Annotated in this window: 18 protein-coding genes and 1 other annotated feature; of the genes, 16 read left to right on the forward strand and 2 right to left on the reverse strand. The window is 42.6% G+C overall.

Translation table 11 applies throughout. The annotated features are described in order from the left end of the window. Positions 1 to 5 precede the first annotated feature (5 nt). The 11 genes from moaA (at position 6) to LI164_RS02390 (ending at position 12,699) form a co-directional block, all read left to right on the forward strand. On the forward strand, positions 6 to 1,013 hold the full coding sequence (gene moaA, locus LI164_RS02340) for a GTP 3',8-cyclase MoaA (RefSeq protein ID WP_227086692.1): 1,008 nt from the start codon (positions 6 to 8) through the stop codon (positions 1,011 to 1,013). Positions 1,014 to 1,017: 4 nt separating this feature from the next. After that, positions 1,018 to 1,953 carry an MOSC domain-containing protein gene (locus LI164_RS02345; protein ID WP_005338178.1) on the forward strand — a complete coding sequence of 312 codons (936 nt, stop codon included), beginning with the start codon at positions 1,018 to 1,020 and terminating at the stop codon, positions 1,951 to 1,953. A gap of 173 nt (positions 1,954 to 2,126) precedes the next feature. Beyond that, positions 2,127 to 3,017, forward strand: coding sequence for a molybdate ABC transporter substrate-binding protein (gene modA, locus LI164_RS02350; protein ID WP_227086693.1), 891 nt, complete (start codon positions 2,127 to 2,129; stop codon positions 3,015 to 3,017). 114 nt (positions 3,018 to 3,131) lie between these two features. Then, positions 3,132 to 3,836, forward strand: a complete 705-nt coding sequence (gene modB / locus LI164_RS02355; RefSeq protein ID WP_022279449.1) for a molybdate ABC transporter permease subunit — start codon at positions 3,132 to 3,134, stop codon at positions 3,834 to 3,836. Positions 3,837 to 3,966: 130 nt separating this feature from the next. Then, positions 3,967 to 5,028: a sulfate/molybdate ABC transporter ATP-binding protein gene (locus tag LI164_RS02360; RefSeq protein WP_118447749.1), complete on the forward strand. Its 1,062-nt coding sequence runs from the start codon at positions 3,967 to 3,969 to the stop codon at positions 5,026 to 5,028. Positions 5,029 to 5,122: 94 nt separating this feature from the next. Next, entirely contained in the window at positions 5,123 to 5,743 is a 621-nt protein-coding gene (locus LI164_RS02365) for a hypothetical protein (RefSeq protein ID WP_117682843.1), read from the forward strand. Between the two features lie 227 nt (positions 5,744 to 5,970). Next, positions 5,971 to 6,225 (forward strand) — a binding site (T-box leader). Positions 6,226 to 6,355: 130 nt separating this feature from the next. After that, a complete protein-coding gene (metG, locus tag LI164_RS02370; RefSeq protein WP_005331833.1) occupies positions 6,356 to 8,302 on the forward strand; it encodes a methionine--tRNA ligase in 1,947 nt (648 codons plus the stop codon). A gap of 158 nt (positions 8,303 to 8,460) precedes the next feature. Continuing rightward, positions 8,461 to 9,447 carry a diaminopimelate dehydrogenase gene (locus LI164_RS02375; RefSeq protein WP_117494407.1) on the forward strand — a complete coding sequence of 329 codons (987 nt, stop codon included), beginning with the start codon at positions 8,461 to 8,463 and terminating at the stop codon, positions 9,445 to 9,447. A 1-nt stretch (position 9,448) separates the two neighbouring features. Further along, positions 9,449 to 10,222, forward strand: a complete 774-nt coding sequence (locus LI164_RS02380; RefSeq protein WP_117657441.1) for a TatD family hydrolase — start codon at positions 9,449 to 9,451, stop codon at positions 10,220 to 10,222. Positions 10,223 to 10,431: 209 nt separating this feature from the next. Next, positions 10,432 to 11,310, forward strand: coding sequence for a 16S rRNA (adenine(1518)-N(6)/adenine(1519)-N(6))-dimethyltransferase RsmA (rsmA, locus tag LI164_RS02385; protein ID WP_005331837.1), 879 nt, complete (start codon positions 10,432 to 10,434; stop codon positions 11,308 to 11,310). A gap of 18 nt (positions 11,311 to 11,328) precedes the next feature. Continuing rightward, positions 11,329 to 12,699 carry a citrate/2-methylcitrate synthase gene (locus tag LI164_RS02390; protein ID WP_227086717.1) on the forward strand — a complete coding sequence of 457 codons (1,371 nt, stop codon included), beginning with the start codon at positions 11,329 to 11,331 and terminating at the stop codon, positions 12,697 to 12,699. 94 nt (positions 12,700 to 12,793) lie between these two features. Here the strand turns inward: LI164_RS02390 and LI164_RS02395 are convergent, their stop codons facing one another. Next, the gene (locus LI164_RS02395; RefSeq protein ID WP_147567315.1) at positions 12,794 to 13,141 is read right to left on the reverse strand and encodes a sporulation initiation factor Spo0A C-terminal domain-containing protein; all 348 of its coding nucleotides are present in this window, start codon (positions 13,139 to 13,141) and stop codon (positions 12,794 to 12,796) included. A 228-nt stretch (positions 13,142 to 13,369) separates the two neighbouring features. Here LI164_RS02395 and LI164_RS02400 point away from each other — a divergent pair, with 228 nt between their 5' ends. The 5 genes from LI164_RS02400 (at position 13,370) to LI164_RS02420 (ending at position 21,866) form a co-directional block, all read left to right on the forward strand. Further along, positions 13,370 to 14,065 (forward strand): response regulator transcription factor, encoded by a 696-nt coding sequence (locus LI164_RS02400; RefSeq protein WP_215683693.1) that lies wholly within the window; start codon positions 13,370 to 13,372, stop codon positions 14,063 to 14,065. A 51-nt stretch (positions 14,066 to 14,116) separates the two neighbouring features. Beyond that, entirely contained in the window at positions 14,117 to 16,759 is a 2,643-nt protein-coding gene (locus LI164_RS02405) for a HAMP domain-containing sensor histidine kinase (RefSeq protein ID WP_227086694.1), read from the forward strand. A gap of 132 nt (positions 16,760 to 16,891) precedes the next feature. Next, the gene (locus tag LI164_RS02410; protein ID WP_173793727.1) at positions 16,892 to 18,043 is read left to right on the forward strand and encodes an SAM-dependent methyltransferase; all 1,152 of its coding nucleotides are present in this window, start codon (positions 16,892 to 16,894) and stop codon (positions 18,041 to 18,043) included. Next, positions 18,044 to 20,476, forward strand: a complete 2,433-nt coding sequence (locus LI164_RS02415; RefSeq protein ID WP_005331849.1) for a hypothetical protein — start codon at positions 18,044 to 18,046, stop codon at positions 20,474 to 20,476. Between the two features lie 103 nt (positions 20,477 to 20,579). Next, positions 20,580 to 21,866 carry a hypothetical protein gene (locus tag LI164_RS02420; protein WP_173793728.1) on the forward strand — a complete coding sequence of 429 codons (1,287 nt, stop codon included), beginning with the start codon at positions 20,580 to 20,582 and terminating at the stop codon, positions 21,864 to 21,866. A 116-nt stretch (positions 21,867 to 21,982) separates the two neighbouring features. Here the strand turns inward: LI164_RS02420 and LI164_RS02425 are convergent, their stop codons facing one another. Beyond that, positions 21,983 to 22,468 carry a QueT transporter family protein gene (locus LI164_RS02425; RefSeq protein WP_005331853.1) on the reverse strand — a complete coding sequence of 162 codons (486 nt, stop codon included), beginning with the start codon at positions 22,466 to 22,468 and terminating at the stop codon, positions 21,983 to 21,985. Positions 22,469 to 22,731 lie beyond the last annotated feature (263 nt).

The following is a 22,731-nucleotide window of genomic DNA, read 5'->3' on the forward strand; positions in this document are numbered from 1 at the left end:
GATTTATGAAGGATCAGTATGGAAGAATAATAGATTATATGAGAATTTCCATTACGGATCGGTGTAATCTCCGGTGTCGGTATTGTATGCCGGAAGGAGTAGAATTAGTTCCGATGAAGAACATTCTTTCTTACGAAGAAATTGAGATGGTCTGTCAGGCGGCTGCAAAGGCCGGAATCCGTAAATTCAAAATTACAGGAGGAGAACCGCTGGTAAGACTGGGGAGTCCGGAATTGATTGGAAAGATTAAGAAGATTCCGGGAGTAGAGCAGGTAACAATGACTACGAATGGTGTCCTGCTGTCAAAATATTTGCCAGAACTATTGAAAAATGGGCTGGATGCGGTGAATATTAGTCTGGATACACTGGACCGGGAACGTTATCAGGTAATTACCGGACGGGACGAACTTTTCAGGGTGCTGGAAAGTGTGGATCAGGCAGTAGATGCCGGAATCCCGGTGAAAATCAACAGTGTACTTCAAAAAGGTATGAATGAGGATGAATTTCTGGCACTTGCAAGATTGACGCTGGAGAAAAAGCTGGATGTACGTTTTATTGAGATGATGCCGATTGGGCTTGGAAAAAAGTTTGAGACGATTTACAATGAAGACATTTTGGAAGAGTTAAAGAAACAATATCCTGATATTCAGGAAGATCGGCAGATTCATGGAAATGGACCGGCAGTTTATGTGAAGCTTCCGGGAGGGCAGGGAAGTGTAGGATTTATCAGTGCACTTCATGGAAAATTCTGTCAGTATTGCAACCGGATACGCATGACGGCGCAAGGGTGTTTAAAACCTTGTCTGTGCTATGGAAAAGGCGTGGAGCTGAAGGATATTTTTGACAGGCATGAAAAGCCGCAGAGATGCAGAACAACAATGGCAGATCAAGAAACATTGGAATATTTGTATCAGGCAATCACGGAGGCAATTCAGTTAAAGCCAAAAAGCCACCGTTTTGAAAATTTAAGTGAAATTACAGAAGATAAGAAAATGAGTCAAATTGGGGGATAAAGCTGTGGGAAAGATATTAGCAATTTGTATTAGTGAGAAAAAAGGAACCCAGAAAAAACCAATCGAGTCTGCAAGACTGGTGGAAGAATGGGGAATTGAAGGAGATGCCCATGTGGGTAAATGGCACCGTCAGGTGAGTATGCTTTCATTTGAAAAGATTGAAGCATTTCGAGAGAAAGGTGCGGATGTAGACTTTGGAGCATTCGGAGAGAATCTTGTTGTGGAAGGTTTTGATCTGAGTAAAGTCCCGGTAGGAACGAAATTTCAGATTGGAGAAGCAATTTTGGAATTGACGCAGATTGGAAAAGAATGCCATAGCCACTGTGCGATCTACAAGGTTATGGGTGATTGTATCATGCCAAGAGAAGGTGTGTTCACAAGGGTTCTGAAAGGTGGCGAGATTAAAGCTGGTGATGAGATCACAATGCTTCCATTAGAAAAAGATCGTCCGTTTACGGCGGCGGTTATTACTTTGAGTGATAAAGGTGCTGCAGGAGAGCGGGAGGATAAGAGTGGTCCATTGATTCAGGAGATGCTTATGAAGGAAGGATATGACGTGATAGAGACATTACTGCTTCCGGACGGAGAGCAGCCTTTGAAGCATCAGCTTATGAGACTGGCAGACCAGAGACAGGTCAATGTGATCTTTACGACAGGTGGGACCGGATTTGCAGAAAGAGATGTGACACCAGAGGCAACACAGGCAGTCTGTGACCGCATGGCGATGGGAATTGCAGATGCAATCCGTCAGTATTCACTTTCTATTACCGGAAGAGCAATGCTAAGCCGGGCTGTATCCGGAATTCGAAAAAAGACGTTGATCGTTAATCTTCCGGGAAGCCCGAAGGCTGTAAAAGAGAGTCTGGAGTATGTATTGCCACATCTGGGACATGGACTTGGAATTTTGCGTGGCACAGATGGTGAATGTGGAAATAGCTGATAATTCATGATATCAGAGAGGATAATAATAGCGGTTGCATGTGAGAGCAGACATGAAAATGTGTAAACACGCATAAACGACCGCTATATTATTTATAACACCGATTGTTTTTGCAAAACGAATCGCATTTTCAAAAACAGTCATTATGCTAATCCAAAAGAGGGAGAAACGAGATGAAAAAAAGAGTATTAGCAACATTACTTGCAATGTCTATGGTATTAGGACTTGTAGCATGCGGAAGTAAATCCGACAGCAAAGATGACAAAAAAGAGGAGACAAAAACAGAGGCGAAGGCTGATGCTGCAGAAGATGTAGAGCTTCAGGTATTTATTGCCGCCAGCTTGAGCAAAGTTATGGATGAAGTCGCAACAGAGTATCAGAAAGATCGTCCAAATGTGAAGATTACATTTAATGCAGATAGTTCAGGAACACTGCTTACACAGATCGAGGAAGGATATGCGTGTGATGTATTCTTTTCAGCAGCTCAGAAACAGATGGATCAGCTGGAGAAGACAGACGGACTTGTAGTTGACGGAACACGTAAGAATGTTGTAAACAACCAGGTCGTAGTTGTAACACGCAAAGACAGTGGAACAAAGGTTACCGGACTTGAGACTTTAAAAGATGCTTCCAGTATCGCTCTTGCAGGTGGAAGCGTACCAGTTGGAAAATATACAAGACAGGCACTTGTAAACCTTGGAATTCTTGACAAAGTTGATGATGTATCCACAATTCCTACAGAGACAATCTCCGAGAAACTTGGCGGAGTTGAGATCAGCGAGCAGGATAACGTAAGTAAAGTATTGGCAGCAGTTGTAGAGGGATCTTGTGAAGTTGGTACAACATACTATTCTGATACATATGGATATGAGGATGAGCTTAATATCCTTCAGACAGTAAGCTATGATCTTACAGGAAATGTAATCTACCCGATCGCTCAGGTTAAAAATGACGAAGCAAGTGATGCAGAAGTCTCAGAAGCAAAAGATTTCATCGATTTTGTAACATCTGATAAAGCAAAAACAATTTTTCAGAAATACTACTTCGATACAGATGTAGAGTAAGAAATATCTTTCCTAAGCCAGCAAAAAGTTGACTGGGAATTAAAAAAGCAAAAAAGTCCCTTTCCTGACTAAAAACAGGTCAGGGACATTCTTGAAGTCGGAGGAGGAATATAGATGGATGCAATGGAATCGATTATTAAAAATCTGGACTGGAGCCCGCTTTTTATATCATTAAAAACAGGAATCGTGGCGACTTTTATATCATTCTTTTTAGGAATTTATGCGGCGAGAAAAGTGGTAAAGACAACACCGGGCAAGAAGGCGGTCATTGATGGAATACTGACACTGCCGATGGTACTGCCACCGACTGTCGCAGGTTTCTTCCTGCTTTTGATCTTTAGTAAAAGAAGACCATTTGGAATTTTTTTGTATGAGACATTTGATATTAAGGTCGTGCAGTCATGGCTTGGTTGTATTATTGCAGCAACCGTTATCGCATTTCCGTTAATGTATCGTAATGCAAGAGCTGCTTTTGAACAGTTAGATGTCAATTTGATTTATGCAGGGCGCACACTTGGTATGTCTGACATCCGGATTTTCTGGAAAGTTGTGATTCCAAGTGCAGGACCTGGAATTGCATCCGGAACCATTCTTACATTTGCAAGAGCCCTTGGAGAGTACGGAGCAACATCTATGCTGGCTGGAAATATTCCCGGAAAGACGGGAACGATTTCTCAGAAAATTGCTATGGTCATTCAGGATGGAGATTATGCAACAGCGGGAGTATGGGTAGCGATCGTTATGCTCATCGCATTTCTTGTAATCTTTTCCATGAATTTTATATCCGGCACAAAGATGAAGAATATCAAACGCTGGTAGATCCGGTTAAACAACATACTGCATCTTCTGTATGTTGTTTGAGTTGCCAGGCATACGACAAAAAGAAATTGTGGATGGAGAATGCATGGGGTGTACGGGAAATTGTGGAAAGATGCGGGAAGGATAAAAAATGGGAATTAAAGTAGATATTAAGAGAAAACTGGGAGAATTCAGTCTTGATATACATTTTCAGACAGAATCGAAACGAATCGGGATTCTGGGAGCATCTGGTTGTGGAAAAAGCATGACGCTTAAGAGTATCGCGGGGATTGAGACACCGGATTTTGGAATGATACAGATTGATGATAAGGTGCTGTTTGATTCGGCCAATAAAGTGGATTTAAAACCACAGAAAAGAAATGTCGGCTACCTCTTTCAGAATTATGCGTTGTTTCCAACTATGACAGTTGCAAAAAATATTGCGGCAGGTCTGAAAGGCAGCAAGGAAGAAAAGCAAAAAAAAGTACAGGAAATGATTGAAAAATTTGAGCTGACAGGACTTGCTGACCGGTTGCCGGGACAGCTTTCCGGTGGGCAGCAGCAAAGAGTTGCACTGGCGAGGATCATGGCGTATGAGCCGGATGTCATTCTGTTGGATGAGCCATTTTCCGCATTGGACGTATTTTTAAAAGACCGGCTTCAGCAGGAACTGATCGAGATGCTGAAGGATTATGAAGGAACTGTTATTATGGTATCGCACAGCAGAGACGAAATTTATCGTTTCAGCGAGGAACTGTTGATCATGGATCAGGGGAAACCGGTCATTTATGGAGAAACGAAAGAAATATTTGCGAAGCCTGTATATAAAGAGGCTGCAAAACTGACCGGCTGTAAGAACTTTTCCAGAATAAAACGTGTAGATGCACATACGGCAGAGATCCTTGACTGGGGAATTACATTACATACGAATCAGGAGATTGATGAACAGGCAACCTGGTTTGGGTATCGGGCTCATGATTTTGTGCCGGTGTGGGGAAAGCGAAAGGAGAACTGTCTGAAGATAAATGTTGAAAGTGAGGCAGCACTTCCTTTTGAAAGAAATTATTACCTTTACCCGGAGGGGGAAGAAAATCAGAATAAACAGACGATCTGCTGGTTTCTTCAGAGAGAAAAGCTGGAAAAAATCGGAGAGAAAGGAATGCCGGATTATCTGGAACTTACGGAAGAGGGCATGATGTTCCTGAGAGGATAAAAAAGAGGTTTAAGTAGTTGCGGGTTTTATAGGGGTATGTTAGACTGAGCATAGAATAGATTTGAAAAAAACTCAAAACAAGGAGGAAAAAGGTATGAAGAGAATGAAAAGAGTATTGGCTTTGGGGATGGCGGTACTGATGTGTATGGGGCTGACTGCATGTGGCAAAGATTTTGATGCAGCAGGATACACAAAATCGGTATTAGATGCAAATTATCATGCGCAGTATGATAAATATGCCGAATACCGTGGAATTTCTGAGAGTGATGCGAAAAAAGAAGTGACAGAAGGTATGAGAACTCAGATCGAGAGCGCATTTACAGGAATGGACGTTAGTGATGAGATGATGGATAAATACATAGAGGTAGCTGATAAGGCCTATGATCTGGCAGATTTCACAGTAAAAGATGCCAAGAAACAGGATGATGACAGCTATGTAGTAACTGTAGTGATCAAGCCATCAGATGTATTCAGTAATTCTTCCAATTATGTAAATGATATTGCAACAGAGTATGCAAATCAGGGAAAAGATCCGACACAGACAGATGTGCTTATGGATATTTTAGTTGAGAGCCTGAACCGTGCGATTGAAGCAAACTCTTACGGTGATGAGACGACATTGGAAGTTCATGTAACAGCGGACAAGGATGGGGCATACGGAATCGAAGAATCGGAGATGGAGACACTGGAAGCAACTATGTTCCCAGGCGAATAAATTAGACAAAACAAAGTATTTAATAGCCGGGGTATTAATGGCAGGGTATTAATGGCAGGGTATTAATAGCTGGCCATAGGAAAGCTATATAAAAGGCTTGACATGCCAGTCCTTACTGTGCTACGATTTTTACGTTGAAATTCTTTTATATCTATTAAAAGAGATGTAAGTATTCATAAGATAGCCAGAATGACTTATGGAAATTGCTGAATATTGAAAATGAAACAGAAAATGCGTGGAAAAAGAGAGTACGGTTGGAAAGATTCTACAGAGAAGCCCCAGTTAAGCTGAGAAGGGCGGATTGGAACAAGCGGAAGATGGCTTTGGAGCAGTGAGTGTGAAGAGTGGCAGACAGGTCAGGAATTTAGCACTTAATGGGATTCGCCCATTACAGCGAAAGAGTGTAGATGGCACTCGATGAGGTTCTGATCCGTGAGGATAGAGCGAAAAGAAGTGGTAACGCGGAATATCCCGCCTTCTCAGTATGAGAAGGCGGTTTTTTTGTATAGGTAGGAAATTGCATTTCCTACCTATACAAAAAGCCACCGGCAGGATGTGAAAAAAATTATCATTAAATAATGAAAAATTAAGATTATAGAAGGAGAGAAGAATATGTGTGAGAAATGCAACAAAGGAAAGTATTATATTACTACAGCGATTGCTTATGCATCAGGCAAACCGCATATTGGTAATACTTATGAGGTCGTTCTTGCAGATGCAATTGCAAGATACAAAAGAAGTCAGGGATACGATGTATTTTTCCAGACAGGAACTGACGAACATGGTCAGAAAATTGAACTGAAAGCGGACGAGGCAGGTATTACACCAAAACAGTTCGTTGACAATGCAGCGAGAGAGATTAAGAAGATCTGGGATTTAATGAATACTTCCTATGATAAATTTATCCGTACGACTGATGAGGATCATGAAGCACAGGTCAAGAAAATTTTCAAAAGACTGTACGATCAGGGAGACATTTATAAGAGTTCATACGAGGGAATGTACTGTACTCCTTGTGAGTCCTTTTGGACAGAGTCTCAGTTAGTAGACGGAAAATGTCCGGATTGTGGACGCGAATGTAAACCAGCGAAGGAAGAAGCATATTTCTTCAGAATGAGCAAATACGCTGACCGTCTGATCGATTATATCAACACGCATCCGGAATTTATTCAGCCTGTATCTCGTAAAAATGAGATGATGAACAATTTCCTTCTTCCAGGTCTTCAGGATCTGTGCGTGTCCAGAACATCCTTCACATGGGGAATTCCGGTTGACTTTGATCCAAAGCACGTTGTGTATGTATGGCTGGATGCCTTGACAAACTACATCACAGGAATCGGATACGATTGTGATGGAAACAGCACAGAGCAGTTCAAGAAAAACTGGCCTGCAGATTTACATTTGATCGGAAAGGATATTATCCGTTTCCACACTATTTACTGGCCAATCTTCCTGATGGCACTGGATCTTCCACTTCCAAAACAAGTATTTGGACATCCATGGCTTCTGCAGGGCGATGGTAAGATGAGTAAATCCAAGGGAAATGTATTGTATGCTGATGAATTGGTAGATTTCTTCGGAGTTGACGCAGTACGTTACTTCGTACTTCATGAGATGCCATTTGAGAATGACGGAGTTATTTCCTGGGAGCTTATGGTAGAGCGTATGAATTCCGATCTGGCAAATACACTTGGAAATCTGGTCAACAGAACCATTTCTATGACAAATAAATACTTTGGCGGAACGGTGACGAATAAAGGTGTTGCTGAGACAGAAGAAGACAAAGCAGTTGATGCGGATCTGAAAGCAATCACAGAGGATACGCCAAAAAGAGTGGAAGCTAAGATGGACGAGCTGCGTGTGGCAGATGCGATCACAGAGATTTTCGTACTCTTCAAACGCTGCAACAAATACATCGACGAGACAATGCCGTGGGCACTTGCAAAAGAAGAGGCTAAGAAAGACCGTCTGGAGACAGTGCTCTATAATCTGATCGAGAGCATCAAAACAGGCGCAAGACTTCTGGAGTCCTTCATGCCAGAAACATCTGAGAAGATTCTTGCACAACTTGGTGACGGAAAAGTGACAGAAAAGCCGGAAATTCTTTTCGCAAGATTAGACGTAGAAGAAGTAATGAAGAAAGTAGAAGAACTTCACCCACAGATGACAGCAGAAGAGAAAGAGAATCAGGCAGATGGTGAAGAAGAGACAGTAATCGATATTGATGCAAAACCAGAAATTACATTTGACGACTTTGGAAAAATGCAGTTCCAGGTAGGTGAGATCATCTCATGCGAGGCAGTCCCGAAATCTAAGAAATTACTGTGCTCACAGGTAAAAATCGGAAGTCAGGTAAAACAGATTGTATCCGGAATCCGCAAACACTATACACCAGAAGAAATGGTCGGCAAGAAAGTTATGGTACTTGTGAACCTGAAGCCGGCAAAACTTGCAGGAGTACTTTCAGAAGGAATGCTTCTGTGCGCAGAAGATGCAGAAGGAAATCTGGCCCTGATGACACCGGAAAAAGCAATGCCGGCAGGAGCAGAGATTTGCTAATATACAGAGCTTAAAAATTTTGTGTACGGTGAAGCACAATTCAAAAAGGGACAGGTTAACAATCGCTGTAAGAAGCGGAAAAAGGCAGTTTAAATAATTACACAATTTAATTGGGGACGGGGTTTTTTTGAAAAAACCCCGTCCCCAAAGGAGGAAATATGAGTAAGATTAGAATTGGTATTGTAGGTTATGGTAATATTGGCCGTGGCGTTGAGCAGGCAATTAAGAGAAATGAGGACATGGAGTTGGCGGCAGTTTTTACAAGAAGAGATCCTGCGTCTGTCAAAGTTGCGACTGAGGGTGCGAAAGTAGTGCACATGGATGATATGTTATCTATGAAGGGTGACGTGGATGTAATGGTTCTGTGCGGTGGTTCTGCAACGGATCTTCCGGTCATGGGTCCAGAGATTGCAGCGAATTTTAACACAATTGACAGTTTTGATACACATGCCAAGATCCCAGAGTATTTTGCAAATGTGGACAAAGCTGCAAAAGAGGGAAATAATATCAGTATTATTTCTGTTGGCTGGGATCCGGGAATGTTCTCTTTGAACCGTCTCTATGCGGAGTCTATTCTTGTCCAGGGAAGCACATATACATTCTGGGGCAAGGGTGTAAGCCAGGGACATTCTGATGCTATCCGCCGTATTCCGGGTGTGAAGAATGCGATCCAGTATACAGTTCCTGTTGACGAGGCTGTTGATCAGGTGAGAAGTGGAAGTGAGCCAAAGCTGACTACAAGAGACAAACATACGCGTGAGTGCTATGTCGTAGCGCAAGAGGGTGCCAACAAAGCTGAGATTGAAAATGCGATCAAGACTATGCCGAATTATTTTGATGAATACAACACGACCGTTCATTTTATTTCTGAGGAAGAGCTGAAGAGAGACCACAGCAAGATGCCTCATGGTGGATTCGTGATCCGCACAGGTGAAACTGGAGAAGAGGGCAACAAGCATGTGATTGAGTATTCTCTGAAGCTGGATTCTAATCCAGAGTTCACAGCGAGCGTTCTGATTGCTTATGCAAGAGCAGCTTACCGCCTGAATCAGAAGGGCGAGAACGGAGCAAGAAGTGTATTTGATATTGCGCCTGCATTGTTATCTATGAAGACACCAGAGCAGCTCAGAAAAGAGATTCTGTAATATGATTATCGATACACATGGACATTACGATGACGAACAGTTCGATGTGGACCGGGAAATGTTGCTGACGAACTTAAAGGAGCGTGGGCTGAAAGCAATTGTGACGGTGGGTGCTTCTATGCAGACAAGTGAAAATGCACTTGCGCTGGCACATCAGTATCCGGCAGTTTATGCGGCTGTCGGTGTCCATCCGGACGAGGTCGGCGAGTTGAACGATGATGCGCTGGCGCGTCTGGAGGAAATGTGTCACGATCCGAAAGTGGTTGCTGTCGGTGAGATCGGTCTTGATTACCACTGGGATGTGGAGCCGAGAGAGGTTCAACAGAAGTGGTTCATCAGACAGCTTGATCTGGCGAGAAAGGTCGGGCTTCCGGTAAATATCCACAGTCGTGATGCGTCGGAAGATACATTTCGTATTATAAAGGAGCACGCATCGGATCTGACCGGAATTATTCACTGTTTTTCCGGTTCAAAAGAGATGGCGGCTGAGTATGTGAAACTGGGATATTATATCGGAGTCGGTGGTGTCGTCACTTTTAAAAATGGAAAGAAACTAAAAAGTGTCGTGGAAGCAATACCACTGACATCGATTGTACTGGAAACGGATTGCCCGTACCTGGCACCGGAGCCGAACCGCGGCAAGCGAAATGAATCTGCATATATCCAGTATGTGGCAGAGGAGATCGCCCGGCTGAAAGGAATTTCTGTGGAGGAGGTTCTTACACAGACTGAGATAAATGCGAAGCAGGTATATCAGCTGCGGGCAGTATCATAAATTAAAAATATGTGAAGTGATATGTCGGAAATTTCATACAATCTTAATAACATTTTTTATCGACATAGTGTATAATATCTTTAATGGCAACAGTGCCGGTACGAGGAGGACAATCCTTCCAGTACCGGCACTTGAGCCAAATGAACATAAATTGCTGTTTGTTCATCTGGCTTATGGTTTGATGGAATGAAGGAGTAATAGAAAGAAGTATGAGTAAACCAACACTTGGAAATCCACAAAATACAATTGAAATATTGCAAAAGTATCATTTTAATTTTCAGAAGAAATTCGGACAGAATTTCCTGATTGACACGCATGTGCTTGAGAAGATCATCAGTGCGGCCGGAATTACAAAAGATGACATGGTTCTGGAGATTGGACCGGGAATCGGTACCATGACCCAATATCTGGCTGAGGCGGCAGGAAAGGTAGCTGCCGTGGAGATTGATAAGAATCTGATCCCGATTTTGGAAGATACCCTCAGCGAGTATGACAATGTCATGGTGATCAATGATGATGTACTGAAAGTAGATATCCGTGGTCTTGTGGAGAAGGAGAACGGCGGACGTCCGGTGAAGGTGGTTGCGAATCTTCCATATTACATTACGACTCCGATCATTATGGGGCTGTTCGAAGGAAATGTTCCGGTTGAAAGTATTACGGTCATGGTGCAGAAGGAAGTTGCAGACCGTATGCAGACCGGACCGGGAAACAAGGATTACGGAGCATTGTCACTGGCCGTCCAGTACTATGCAGATCCGTATATAGTGGCAAATGTACCTCCGAACTGCTTTATGCCACGACCGAAGGTTGGTTCCGCAGTCATTCGTCTTACAAGACATGCGGCTCCTCCGGTGAAAGTGGACAATGAGAAGTGGATGTTTGATATTATCCGAGCATCCTTCAACCAGAGAAGAAAGACACTGGCAAATGGATTGTCTAATTCTGACAAGATTGATTTGCCGAAAGATGTGATTACAGAAGCAATCGCAAAGCTTGGCAAAGGAGAAAGTGTTCGCGGTGAATCATTATCGCTGGAAGAATTTGCTGCGCTTAGCAACGACTTGTGGGAAAAGAAAGGGAGATGATTTATGGTAGGAAAGACAGTGAATAAAAGCGTAGACCGTGCATTATTTGAGATTACTCCGGAGATTCAGCATTTTGCAGGATTGTGTGAGAAGAATAATGCCATTGATAAAGAGCTGTATACTAAGTACGAAGTAAAAAGAGGGCTCCGTGACCTGAACGGAAAAGGTGTGCTTGCAGGATTGACCAATATTTCTGATGTATGTGCCAAGAAGATTGTGAATGGCGAAGAGGTTCCATGTGCCGGCAATCTTTATTACAGGGGTTACAATATCAAAGATCTGGTTGGCGGTTTCTTGAAAGAAGATCATTTTGGATTCGAAGAGATTGCTTATCTGCTTTTATTTGGTGAACTTCCGAATAGTTCTGAACTTGAGATGTTCCATGAAACTCTGGTGGAGAGAAGAACGCTTCCGCCGAATTTTGTGCGTGACGTTATCATGAAGGCTCCGAGCGGCGACATGATGAACAGTCTGTCCAGAGAAATCCTGAATCTCTATTCCTACGATGATAAAGCAGACGATACGACCATCTCGAACGTACTGAGACAGTGTCTGAACCTGATCAGCCAGTTCCCGATGCTGATGGTCTATAGTTATCATGCATATAACTTCCGCATGGGAGAAGACCTGTATATTTATGCACCACAGCCGAATCTGTCCACAGCTGAGAACATTCTGATGATGCTCCGCGAGGATAAGAAATATACGAAGCTTGAGGCAAGGATCTTGGACATGGCACTGGTGCTCCACATGGATCACGGCGGTGGTAATAACTCAACATTTACCACTCACGTAGTTACGTCCTCAGGAACAGATACGTACTCTACAATGTCCGCAGCGATGGCATCTCTTAAGGGACCGAAGCATGGCGGTGCCAATATCAAAGTAACGCAGATGTTCGCAGACATGAAGAAAAAAATTTCCGACTGGACGGACGAAGATGAAGTACATCAGTATCTGGAAGACCTTTTGGATAAGAAAGCATTTGACCAGAAAGGTCTGATTTATGGCATGGGTCATGCGATTTATTCTGTATCCGATCCGCGTGCGGAGATTTTCAAGCAATTCGTAGAGCAGCTTGCGAAAGAAAAAGGACGGGAAGAAGAGTACGCACTGTATGCTATGGTAGAGCGCATGGCTCCACAGGTCATCGGCGAAAAGCGTAAAATTTACAAAGGTGTAAATGCAAATGTGGACTTTTACAGTGGTCTTGTGTATAGTATGCTGGATCTTCCGGCATCTCTTTACACTCCGATTTTTGCGGCGGCCCGTATTGTAGGCTGGAGCGCCCACAGACTGGAAGAGCTCAAGAATGTAGATAAGATTATCCGACCGGCTTATAAGCCGTTGTCTCCATACCGTGAGTATGTGAAGATGGAAGATCGTTAGTCTCCGGTAAAAAAAATAAAACCCTGCAGCGGCCCAAAGCTTGCGGGGTTTTACTTTGTTTTTGATAATAAAATTCCGTTTCTTTTACTTAGGATCATACAGCCTGAAGAACTGGTTTGTTACGGCTTAGATAGGCGACAAGGATGTCGAAAAATTCACCGGCCGTTGGACGGACATGTAATGGCCGGAACGAGTAGGACTGAAGCTGATCGTAACCATTTTCCCAACAGACTCTTATAACAGTGCGGATATCACGTTCAACACTTCCGACTGTCGTCTTATACTTTCTGGCAATCTCCGGATAAAGCTGTTTACTGATGGCAAGCAGATATTCCTCGTCTGTCAGACATAATTCAATCCCATAACTTAGATAGCGATATCCCCTATATGTAGCACCTACTCCAAGGGTACGGATTACATAGTCAATGTCGTGAGTGTACATAGAAAACTCCCCCTTTATAAACTAGAAATTATGAAGTCTAAGTAAGTTTTATCTTTTAGTATTTTATCAAAATTTGTTGAAAATAAAGGGTCTTAGATTTCGTTTACATTATTTTAGACATTTTTCGACGTTATTCTTGAAAATATTCATCATTTCTTAAGAAATCCATTCCTATGTCTTAAATTTTATTTGCTAATCTTGTATAGTAGATATGAGAGGTGAAATGAGATGGCAAAAATATTAGTATGTGATGATGATAAAGAGATTGTAGAGGCGATCGAGATATATCTGACCCAGGATGGACATCAGGTTCTGGAAGCTTACGATGGAATCGAGGCAGTGGAGATCTTGAAAAAAGAAAGTGTAGATCTTCTGATTATGGATATCATGATGCCGAGAATGGATGGAATCAGGGCAACTTTAAAAATTCGCGAGAAGCACAATATTCCGATCATTATTCTGTCTGCGAAATCCGAGGATGCAGACAAGATATTGGGACTTAATATCGGAGCTGATGATTATATAACGAAACCATTTAATCCGCTGGAGCTGGTTGCCCGTGTGAAATCACATTTGCGAAGATATATGCAGCTTGGAAGCACGACGATAAAGGAGAGCGAGGCAATCTATACAGTCGGTGGACTGGCGATCAACGATGATCTGAAAGAAGTGACAGTAGATGGCGAGCAGGTGAAGCTTACCCCGATCGAGTACAACATTTTGCTGCTGCTTGTAAAGCATCAGGGCAAAGTATTTTCCATTGACCAGATATATGAAAATATCTGGAATGAAAATGCGGTGGGTGTTGATAATACAGTGGCAGTGCATATTCGTCATATCCGTGAGAAGATTGAGATCAACCCGAAAGAACCAAGATATCTGAAAGTCGTGTGGGGCGTAGGGTATAAGATCGAGAAGCAGTAAAAGCAGGTCGGGGTAAGACCAGCAAGAAAAAGCTAACAGAAGGGAGACGTTATGGAAAAGATATGGCATAAGAAAAAAAAGACCAGAATTTTGTTGATCATAATTGCAAATGTTATGGTTATTTCGATGATGCTCGGCGTTATGAGCATCATGTCTTACGCAGAACTTTTCGATGACCTTATAACAGGAAAACTTACGCAGAGCTATGAAGATTCCTATGACTTTGATACAGAGCTTATGAATAGTGCGTATCAAGTGATGTCCGGCATTGACAGTGAGCAGATGTTTGAGACAGATGGAAAGATTGACGAGGATAAGCTGGTCGATATTCAGGTATATAACAATAGTGAGACGATCAGTGGTCAGAATGAAAGCGGTCTTTCATATCGATTGGGAGATTTGTTGAATTGGTATCAGAAATTGATCTACAGTGAGAGTACCAGTTATGTCGGAGATACAAACACGGATTCAGCAGAATTAGAAGGCAACGACGCAGAAGATCTGAAGGCTCCGATCGTTTGTAAATTATCAGATGGAAGTTATCATTACTATAGTCAGGATGATTTTAATGAAAAGGTGTTAAATGGTGAATTAAAATTTGTAATGACAGATGGAATAGGTGCGGAGACATCGGAGCAGATCTTAGATGAGCTGGAAAATGTGGATATATCAGATAGAAATGAAATGACGGAAGAGGAAAAGAATTTTCGGGGAATCGAAGATGCAGAGGGAACTATGCTCTATGTAGATTGCTGGAAATATGATGGAGTGTTATTCCGTGAGGAGGCAGCTCCACTGGAAGCAGAAAATCTCTTGCAGATAGTTAACGAGAATTCCAACTGGAATGGCAGGCTCAATGAAGCTTATAATATGCTGGAAAGCTGTATTTATCAGATTGGAGAGCGCTATGCAAATTATGAGAGCCTGACAGAGCAGTATAAAGAAGGAGATAGTAATTTTTTCTATTATTATTTAGATTTAAAGAGTGGAAAAGTCGTCACAAATCGGGAGGAGCTGGGGCAGGAAAATAATATTAATGATGTTGCTAAAAGTGTTCGTAAGATGGGGAAATATGTCATAGTAAAATCAAAACTGTCAGAGTTTGAGACGAATATTCAGGAAGCAGATGCAGAACTATGGCAGTCACAGACCGTTTATCTGAGTAATGCAGATAAAGGAGAGTTTGTGTTTATGACAGGTGTGGATACGAAGTATCCTGTGAAAGATAGTTATTATAAAAATGCACATTTTTATGAAAAGTATAGTCCGTTTGTCCGAGGAGTCAGTGCAGGAATGATTTTGGCGTTTTTAATATTTTTTGCCAGTGTAGTATGGCTTGTTGTAATCGCAGGTCGAACGGAAAGAGATGGAGAACTGCATTTATATAAATTTGACAGATGTAAGACAGAAATCGGAGCTGCAACAGTTATATTTGCATGGTTCGTACCGTCACTATTGACCGTGCTTTTCATGGGAGCTGCAGGAATTATCTCCCAGAAAACATTTGCAGTAGGAAATGGTATTCTTTCTTACGAAACATTTTTTGGAATGATTGGATTCGGAGGACTTGCAGTCTATACATGTAATATGTTTCTCGTTGGTATTTTGAGTCTGGCCAGAAGAATAAAAGCAGGAATTGCATGGAAGAACAGTTTTCTGTACAGTGTCGTAGAGTTTGTGAAATTATTGATTCGAAATGCCAGACACATAGCAAAAATAATTGTTTTATATCTTGCGTATGCAGCAGTACATTGGGTGGCATATCTGGCATCAGGCTGGCCAAGTGCATTTTGGTCATTCGTGATTTTCATTGTGCAGACAGCAGGATTTGTAATCCTTGTCAACTGGGCAGTCGGACGACAGAAAATTAAAGAAGGTATTGAGAAAATCAGTGAAGGTGAGCTGGATTACAAGATTGATCTCGAAGATATACATGGAGAACAACGCAAGATTGCAGAACAAGTCAATTCTATCGGAAGCGGACTTGATGCGGCAGTCGAGAAGAATATGAAAAGTGAGCGGTTAAAGACAGATCTGATTACAAATGTATCTCACGATATCAAGACACCGCTGACCTCCATTATTAATTATGTAAATCTCTTGAAACAAGAAAAATTTGATGATCCGAAGATTCAAAGATATATTGAAGTTCTGGAAGAAAAATCTCAGAGACTGAAGACTTTGACAGAAGATGTTGTAGAGGCATCAAAAGTCAGCTCAGGTAATATTTCTCTCGAGTTTATGAATATCAATATGATAGAACTCATCCAGCAGACGAGCGGAGAATTTGAAGAAAAATTCCAGGCCAGAAATCTGACACAAATCATGAACTTCCCGGAAGAAGATGCGATTGTTCGGGTAGACGGAAGAAGAATGTGGCGCGTGCTTGCAAATATTTATAATAATGCTGCAAAATATGCTATGGAAGGAACACGCATCTATGCAGATCTGCAGACACTGGACGGAAAAGTAATCTTCAGTCTGAAAAACATATCTGAGCAGCCACTTAACATTTCCTCGGCAGAAGAACTGACTGAACGATTTATCCGCGGCGACCTGTCACGAAGTACCGAAGGAAGCGGACTTGGATTGTCTATTGCGAAGACATTGACCACAATGATGGGTGGAACATTTGATTTGTATCTGGACGGTGATCTATTCAAAGTCGTGATTATATTTGATAAAATAAATTGATAAATTTTTAGTTAGGGACGTAGCATTTCGCCAAAGTACTACGTCCCTAACTTTAATTTGCCTTGTCCCCAATCAACTTTTACCCTGTCCAAAATTGACTTTTTCCCGTACCGCTAGTACAATATTACTACTATGAATGAATTAAAAAATATATTAGAACAAAATTTAAATGACAATTTTATATCGGCGGTTTTGAGTAATCCGAGAGATGAGAAGCTCTCGGCAAAGGTTAAGGTACGCCCGGTGCTCATGAAAGATACAAGGGTCTATCAGATGGAGACGTTTCGTGGGAATCAGGCATTTCATGAGAATTTAAGTGCGGATGAGGCGTGCGAAAAGATGCTGGAGGCTATGGAGAATATGAAGCAGATGCAGCTTGTGACGGCGGATGCGGAAGTTTCTGTGCTTATCAGCAAGAAGGGAAAGGTTACAATTAAGAAGAAGCAGAAGAAAGCAAAGATGCGCCCGCTGGATCTGAATCATAACCGGAAGAAACAATATATCCTGCAGGAAGGTGTACCGGTTCCGTTTTTACAGGATCTTGGTGTTATGACGGAGGAAGGAAAGATTGTGCATGCAAGGTTCGACAAGTTCCGGCAGATCAACCGGTTCCTGGAATTTGTCGAGGATATTTTACCACAGCTTGATTCTGGAAGAGAGCTTACAATTCTGGATTTTGGCTGTGGAAAGTCTTATCTTACATTTGCTATGTATTATTATCTTCATGAGCTGAAATCTTATGACATCCGGATTATCGGTCTGGATCTGAAGACGGATGTAATCCGGAAATGTAACGAGCTGGCGAAGAAGTATCAGTATGATAAGCTGACGTTTCTGGAGGGAAATATTGCAGACTATACGGGCGCGGAGGAAGTAGATATGGTTGTGACACTTCATGCCTGTGATACAGCAACGGATTTTGCGCTGGCAAAAGCAATTGGCTGGAATGCGAAGGTTATTTTATCGGTGCCTTGCTGCCAGCATGAACTGAACCGGCAGATGAAGAACGATGTGCTTTCGCCGATCATGAATTATGGACTTTTGAAAGAACGTATGGCGGCGCTTGTGACAGATGGATTACGTGCGGAGTATCTAAAGAGGGAGGGATACGACGTGCAGGTTCTGGAATTTATTGACATGGAACATACACCGAAAAATATTCTGCTTCGTGCGGTGAAAACAGGTCGTCGGGCAGACAATGAAGAGAGCATCCGCGCATGCGAGACATTTCTTCGCGTGACACCGACACTGGGGAGACTGCTAGACGAAAAAGGGGAGCTTTAAATGAAATGGAAAAATCGCGTGATCCACGCAGGGGTACTGGTTCTGGTATTTCTTGCTGCGGTGGTCATATTTGGCTATGTGACAAATAAAAAGAACAGTAACATGACGACAGATATGGGGGCAGCAACACGTCCCCAGATTGCGTTTTCTTATAACGGTTATTCGCTCAATGACCTGCCCGGATATAAGAATGAGATGGATTTGACAGGCGTACGTGATTCCATCACACCGGTCAGCAATGGCCAGCTTCAGGTCACCATTAAAGCTTATGAAAATGTGATCGACAGCCTGGACTATACGGTTTATTCGATCGATGGCAAAGAAAAGCTGTTGGAACAAAAGGTGAAGAATCCAGGAGAGAATGCAACGCTGGAAGTAGGAAATGTCGATGGTGAAAATATTTTGTCTGAGGAGCGTATGCTTCAGATCACGCTGCATATGGACAATCACGACATGTATTATTATACGAGAATCGTGGACGGAGCCAAGTTAAATGCGGCGCCAAGCCTGGATTATGTACAAAGTTTCCATGAAAATGCACTGGCGAAAGCGGAAGGTGTTGGAATTGGAACGGCGATTGAGCCCAGTGATGAAGGAGACAACACGACATTACAGCATGTGACGATCCACTCGGATTACACGCATGTAACATGGGGAGATCTGGCCCCGAAGGTTGATGGAAGTGAGCGTTGGACGATTAAAGAGTTGAACAGCACATATATGGCAGTGGAGCTGGAATATCGTGTGAACTGTACTGGTGAGGAAAATGAGCAAGACGAATACCAGGTACGGGAATATTTCCGTGTGCGTTACATTTCCGGAAGCCAGAAGACATATCTGTTAGATTATGACCGGACGATGGACCAGATATTTGATGCGACGAAGAAGGTGTTGAATGAAAAAGGTGTACTTCTTGGCATCACAGATAAGAATCCGGTCTACATGGTAAATAAAAACGGAACCGTTGTGTCATTTGTGCAGGCGGGAGAACTATGGAATTATAATCGTGATCGGGATGAAGTTTCTCTTGTGTTCAGCTTTGCAGATGCGGAGAATACGGATATCCGGAATATGCTGATGCAGCATGATATTAAGATTTTAAATGTAGACGAAAAGGGAAATACAACATTTGCTGTATGCGGATACATGAACCGGGGCAGCCATGAAGGTGAGACTGGATCAGCAGTCTACTATTATAATATTGAACAGAATTCTGTTGAGGAAAAATTATTCGTATCCAGTGACAAGGCTTATGACCGTGCCCAGGAAGAAGTGGGCGGACTGGTCTACTATAATGTAGAAAATGGCTGTCTGTATACGATTGCAGATGACGTACTCTACAAAATGGATATGAATAAAGGTACGAAAAAGGAGCTTGCGACAGGACTGAATGAAGATCAGTATGTTGCAAGCGAAGATGGACATCTGGTAGCTTATGAGAAAGAAGATCCTTCGAAGTCCAAGTCTGTGACAGTTATGAATCTGGAGACTGATCAAGAATATGAAGTGACTTGCAAAGATGGCGAGTGTATCAAACCACTTGGCTTCATGGATGGTGATTTTGTCTACGGTGTTGCAAAAACGGAAGAAGTCGGAACAACACTGTCAGGAGCCCAGGTCATTCCGATGTATAAAGTGGAGATTACAAGTAGTAAAGATAAGGTGATCAAAACTTATGAACAGTCAGGAATCTATATGTTAAGTGCTACATTTGAGGATAATATGATCACCCTTGACCGTGCGGTAAAAGACGGCGATACTTACACCGGAACAGCACAGGATTATATTACAAGCAGCGAAGAGGCGAAAGAAAGCAATATTTATGTGCAGACATATAAAACAGATCTGAAAGAGACACAGGTTCGCCTGACGTATGATGATGGCATTTCTGACAAGGAGCCGAAGCTATTAAAACCGAAACAGGTGGTACTTGAAAATGTTCCACAGGTCAGTCTGGACCGCAAAAAAGAAACAGACGCATTTTATGTGTATGGTCATGGAAGGCTTCAGGGAACTTATAATACTGCAGGAAAAGCGATTCAGAAAGCCAATGACTGTGGCGGAGTCGTGGTTGATGCTGATCAGAATTACATCTGGGAGCGTGGAAACCGCGATCTGAAATATTCGATTGACACGGAAGATGCAGATACAGAACAGCTCAGACAGGCACTCGCAGGTGGAAAATCTGTGGTTGATGCAATTACAGAAGTTTATGGAAGCGTGATGGATTTAAGTGGCTGTACGATAGACGAACTGCTTTACAATGTTAATCAGGGACGACCGTTAATTGCCGTCTTAGATGCGCAAACAACGCTGATGATTGTTGGTTATAGTGACGGAATAGTCAGCTGTGAAGATATCGGAAGCGGTGCACGCAGCAATCATGCACAAAGTGACTTTGCAAATGTCAGTGTATATCTGGCAGCAAAATAGAAGTGAAATATTTGTTTTGGCATTACGAAGAGCCAGAACCGGCAATTGTCGGTTCTGGCTCTTCTCGATTACAGATTCATTTTGCTCTCGTGCAATAATCAGAATGACAGATAAAAAGTTCAAATATAGCCAGAGTGCAGAGGCAAATGCCGCAGCGCACACAGCGGTGGAAAAGGCTGAGAAAGAAGCCCAAGAAGCGCGTCAGGCGGTGAAAACGCAGCAACAGGCAGTAGACCAGGCACAGAACGAGCTGAATCTTGTACAGGCTTCCCAGGAAGAAAAACAAAAAAATTACGATTATGCATTTGCAAAGGTAAAAGCACTTGGCGGAAATACAAGTGCCACGGCGGAATCTGCAGCCACACACCAGACGCAGGCAGAAGCGGCACTTGCACAGGCGAGGGCAGAGAAAATTGCAGCAGAGAATGAAGTGAATCAGAAACAGACACTTTTAAATCAGGCACAGGTGGAATCAGATGCGGCAGACGAAAATGTCAAGGCAAAAGAGAATGCACTGGATATTGCAGAAAAAGAATTAGAGGAGAAAAATGTGTCCATATCTGATGCCGTGGAACAGAAAAACAAAGCAGAACAGGCACTGGAAGAACAGGAGGCAGAATTGTCTGTGCTACAGAGAGAGCTGGCAGCACAGACAGAAGATGCTGCAGCAGCGCAGATAGAAGTGGATAAAAAGCAGGCAGCATATGACGAAATAAAGGCAATGATTATGCAGCTTCTTCGTGCACAGGCAGATTATAATCAGAAACAGCAGGAAGAGGTGACGGCAAAAACGGAGTATAAAAATGCCCAAAATATAGTGAATACACTGGAAGCAGCTCTGGCAGATGCGAAAGACACTCAGGCAGAAGCCCAGTCAAAGGAAGAAAGGGCAAAGGCATTGTCTTATGATGCTGCATTTCTAAATCAGATTACAGATCCGGATTTCACGTATTTAAATGATGAGATTTCGAAAGTAAAAGATGCCCAAAGCAGAGAAGCCCTGTTGCAGAAAGCTTATGACGCGGCAAAGCAGAAAGCGGCGGAAAGTGAAGAAGCATATGGACAGGCAAAACTGGAAAATGTGAGAACACTTGCAGAACTGGCAGTTGCCCAGACAACCTATGATAAGTATCTGGCGGAACAGAAAGCGCAGGAAGCAGCTGCCCAGGCAAAAGCTGATGAAGAATCGAGAAAAGAGACAGAAAAAATACGACAGGTATTCGAGCAGAAAGATGCCGTAGATAAGTACGATAACAGCAAAATCTCTCAGAAAGCTATGTCGGTTAAGACCGGAGACAAAGCAAATGCAGGAGGAATGCTGGCAGTTGTAGGTGTTGCCGGAATGATAGCGGCTCTGGCGCAGAAAATAAAAAGAAGAGAGCAGGATTAAACCGTTACGCTCTCTTCTTGGAGGAGTTCGGAACATTACTTTAGATAAGTTCCGGACTCTGATAAAAAATTATCTTTGAAATATATGTTTCGATAAAATTGTCAATGATTGATATTTTACTGTGCAAATAATGTCTTTGCGTATTTTTTAAGTGCAAAGTAAAGAACCATTCCGAGTACTGCACAGGAAATAATCTCTCCGATACCAACTGTGCACATCATAAATGGAATTGGAAGTGCAACTCCGTATCCGTAACGCAGAACGAACGGAACGATCAGGATATTTGCAATAATCGGTGGAACCGGGGCAAGGTAAGGACTCTTCTCGCGAAGCTTCCATGTAAAGAATGCTCCAATTAATGTTGCGATACTTCCAAAGATAATGTCAGGGAGTATTGCGCCTCCGAGGATATTACCTATCAGGCAGCCGATAAATAATCCTGGAATTGCTGCTGGTGTGAATACCGGAAGAATGGTCAGGGCTTCTGAAATACGAACCTGTACCTCTCCGAATGAAAATGGTGCGAATACATAAGTGAGCACCACATAGATAGCTGCAATCATAGCAGCCTGTGTCATGAAACTGATGTTTTTGTTCTTCATTTTAAAATCTCCTTTAGTTTTGTTTTACGTGTGGAAGGTCACGAACACACGATTCATTTTCGCGTAGCAATGAGTCAGGCGTGCATGCTTGCATGGACATCTGACGAATGCCGCGGAGGCATATATGTTGATATATGACCTACGCCGGAAATCGGCGAAACCCTTGTAAGACCTTGGTTTTTCGGGTTTTACATCGGGTGATAGTATAGCATGGAAGTTCTGAAAAATCAAGGGAAGTACAAAAAAAATGGCCAAAATGGGAA

Origin of the sequence: Dorea sp. 210702-DFI.3.125, assembly GCF_020560945.1 — a bacterium.
GTDB classification, from domain to species: Bacteria; Bacillota; Clostridia; order Lachnospirales; family Lachnospiraceae; genus Dorea; species Dorea formicigenerans.

Bases quoted from the DNA above. Each gene is read 5' to 3' on its own strand.
- LI164_RS02365 (WP_117682843.1), top strand. From the start codon at position 5,123: ATGAAGAGAATGAAAAGAGTATTGGCTTTGGGGATGGCGGTACTGATG.
- LI164_RS02425 (WP_005331853.1), bottom strand. From the start codon at position 22,468: ATGAAGAACAAAAACATCAGTTTCATGACACAGGCTGCTATGATTGCA.
- modA (WP_227086693.1), top strand. From the start codon at position 2,127: ATGAAAAAAAGAGTATTAGCAACATTACTTGCAATGTCTATGGTATTA.
- LI164_RS02415 (WP_005331849.1), top strand. From the start codon at position 18,044: ATGAAATGGAAAAATCGCGTGATCCACGCAGGGGTACTGGTTCTGGTA.
- LI164_RS02410 (WP_173793727.1), top strand. From the start codon at position 16,892: ATGAATGAATTAAAAAATATATTAGAACAAAATTTAAATGACAATTTT.
- metG (WP_005331833.1), top strand. From the start codon at position 6,356: ATGTGTGAGAAATGCAACAAAGGAAAGTATTATATTACTACAGCGATT.
- LI164_RS02380 (WP_117657441.1), top strand. From the start codon at position 9,449: ATGATTATCGATACACATGGACATTACGATGACGAACAGTTCGATGTG.
- moaA (WP_227086692.1), top strand. From the start codon at position 6: ATGAAGGATCAGTATGGAAGAATAATAGATTATATGAGAATTTCCATT.
- LI164_RS02405 (WP_227086694.1), top strand. From the start codon at position 14,117: ATGGAAAAGATATGGCATAAGAAAAAAAAGACCAGAATTTTGTTGATC.
- LI164_RS02420 (WP_173793728.1), top strand. From the start codon at position 20,580: ATGACAGATAAAAAGTTCAAATATAGCCAGAGTGCAGAGGCAAATGCC.
- modB (WP_022279449.1), top strand. From the start codon at position 3,132: ATGGATGCAATGGAATCGATTATTAAAAATCTGGACTGGAGCCCGCTT.
- LI164_RS02360 (WP_118447749.1), top strand. From the start codon at position 3,967: ATGGGAATTAAAGTAGATATTAAGAGAAAACTGGGAGAATTCAGTCTT.
- LI164_RS02400 (WP_215683693.1), top strand. From the start codon at position 13,370: ATGGCAAAAATATTAGTATGTGATGATGATAAAGAGATTGTAGAGGCG.
- LI164_RS02395 (WP_147567315.1), bottom strand. From the start codon at position 13,141: ATGTACACTCACGACATTGACTATGTAATCCGTACCCTTGGAGTAGGT.
- LI164_RS02375 (WP_117494407.1), top strand. From the start codon at position 8,461: ATGAGTAAGATTAGAATTGGTATTGTAGGTTATGGTAATATTGGCCGT.
- rsmA (WP_005331837.1), top strand. From the start codon at position 10,432: ATGAGTAAACCAACACTTGGAAATCCACAAAATACAATTGAAATATTG.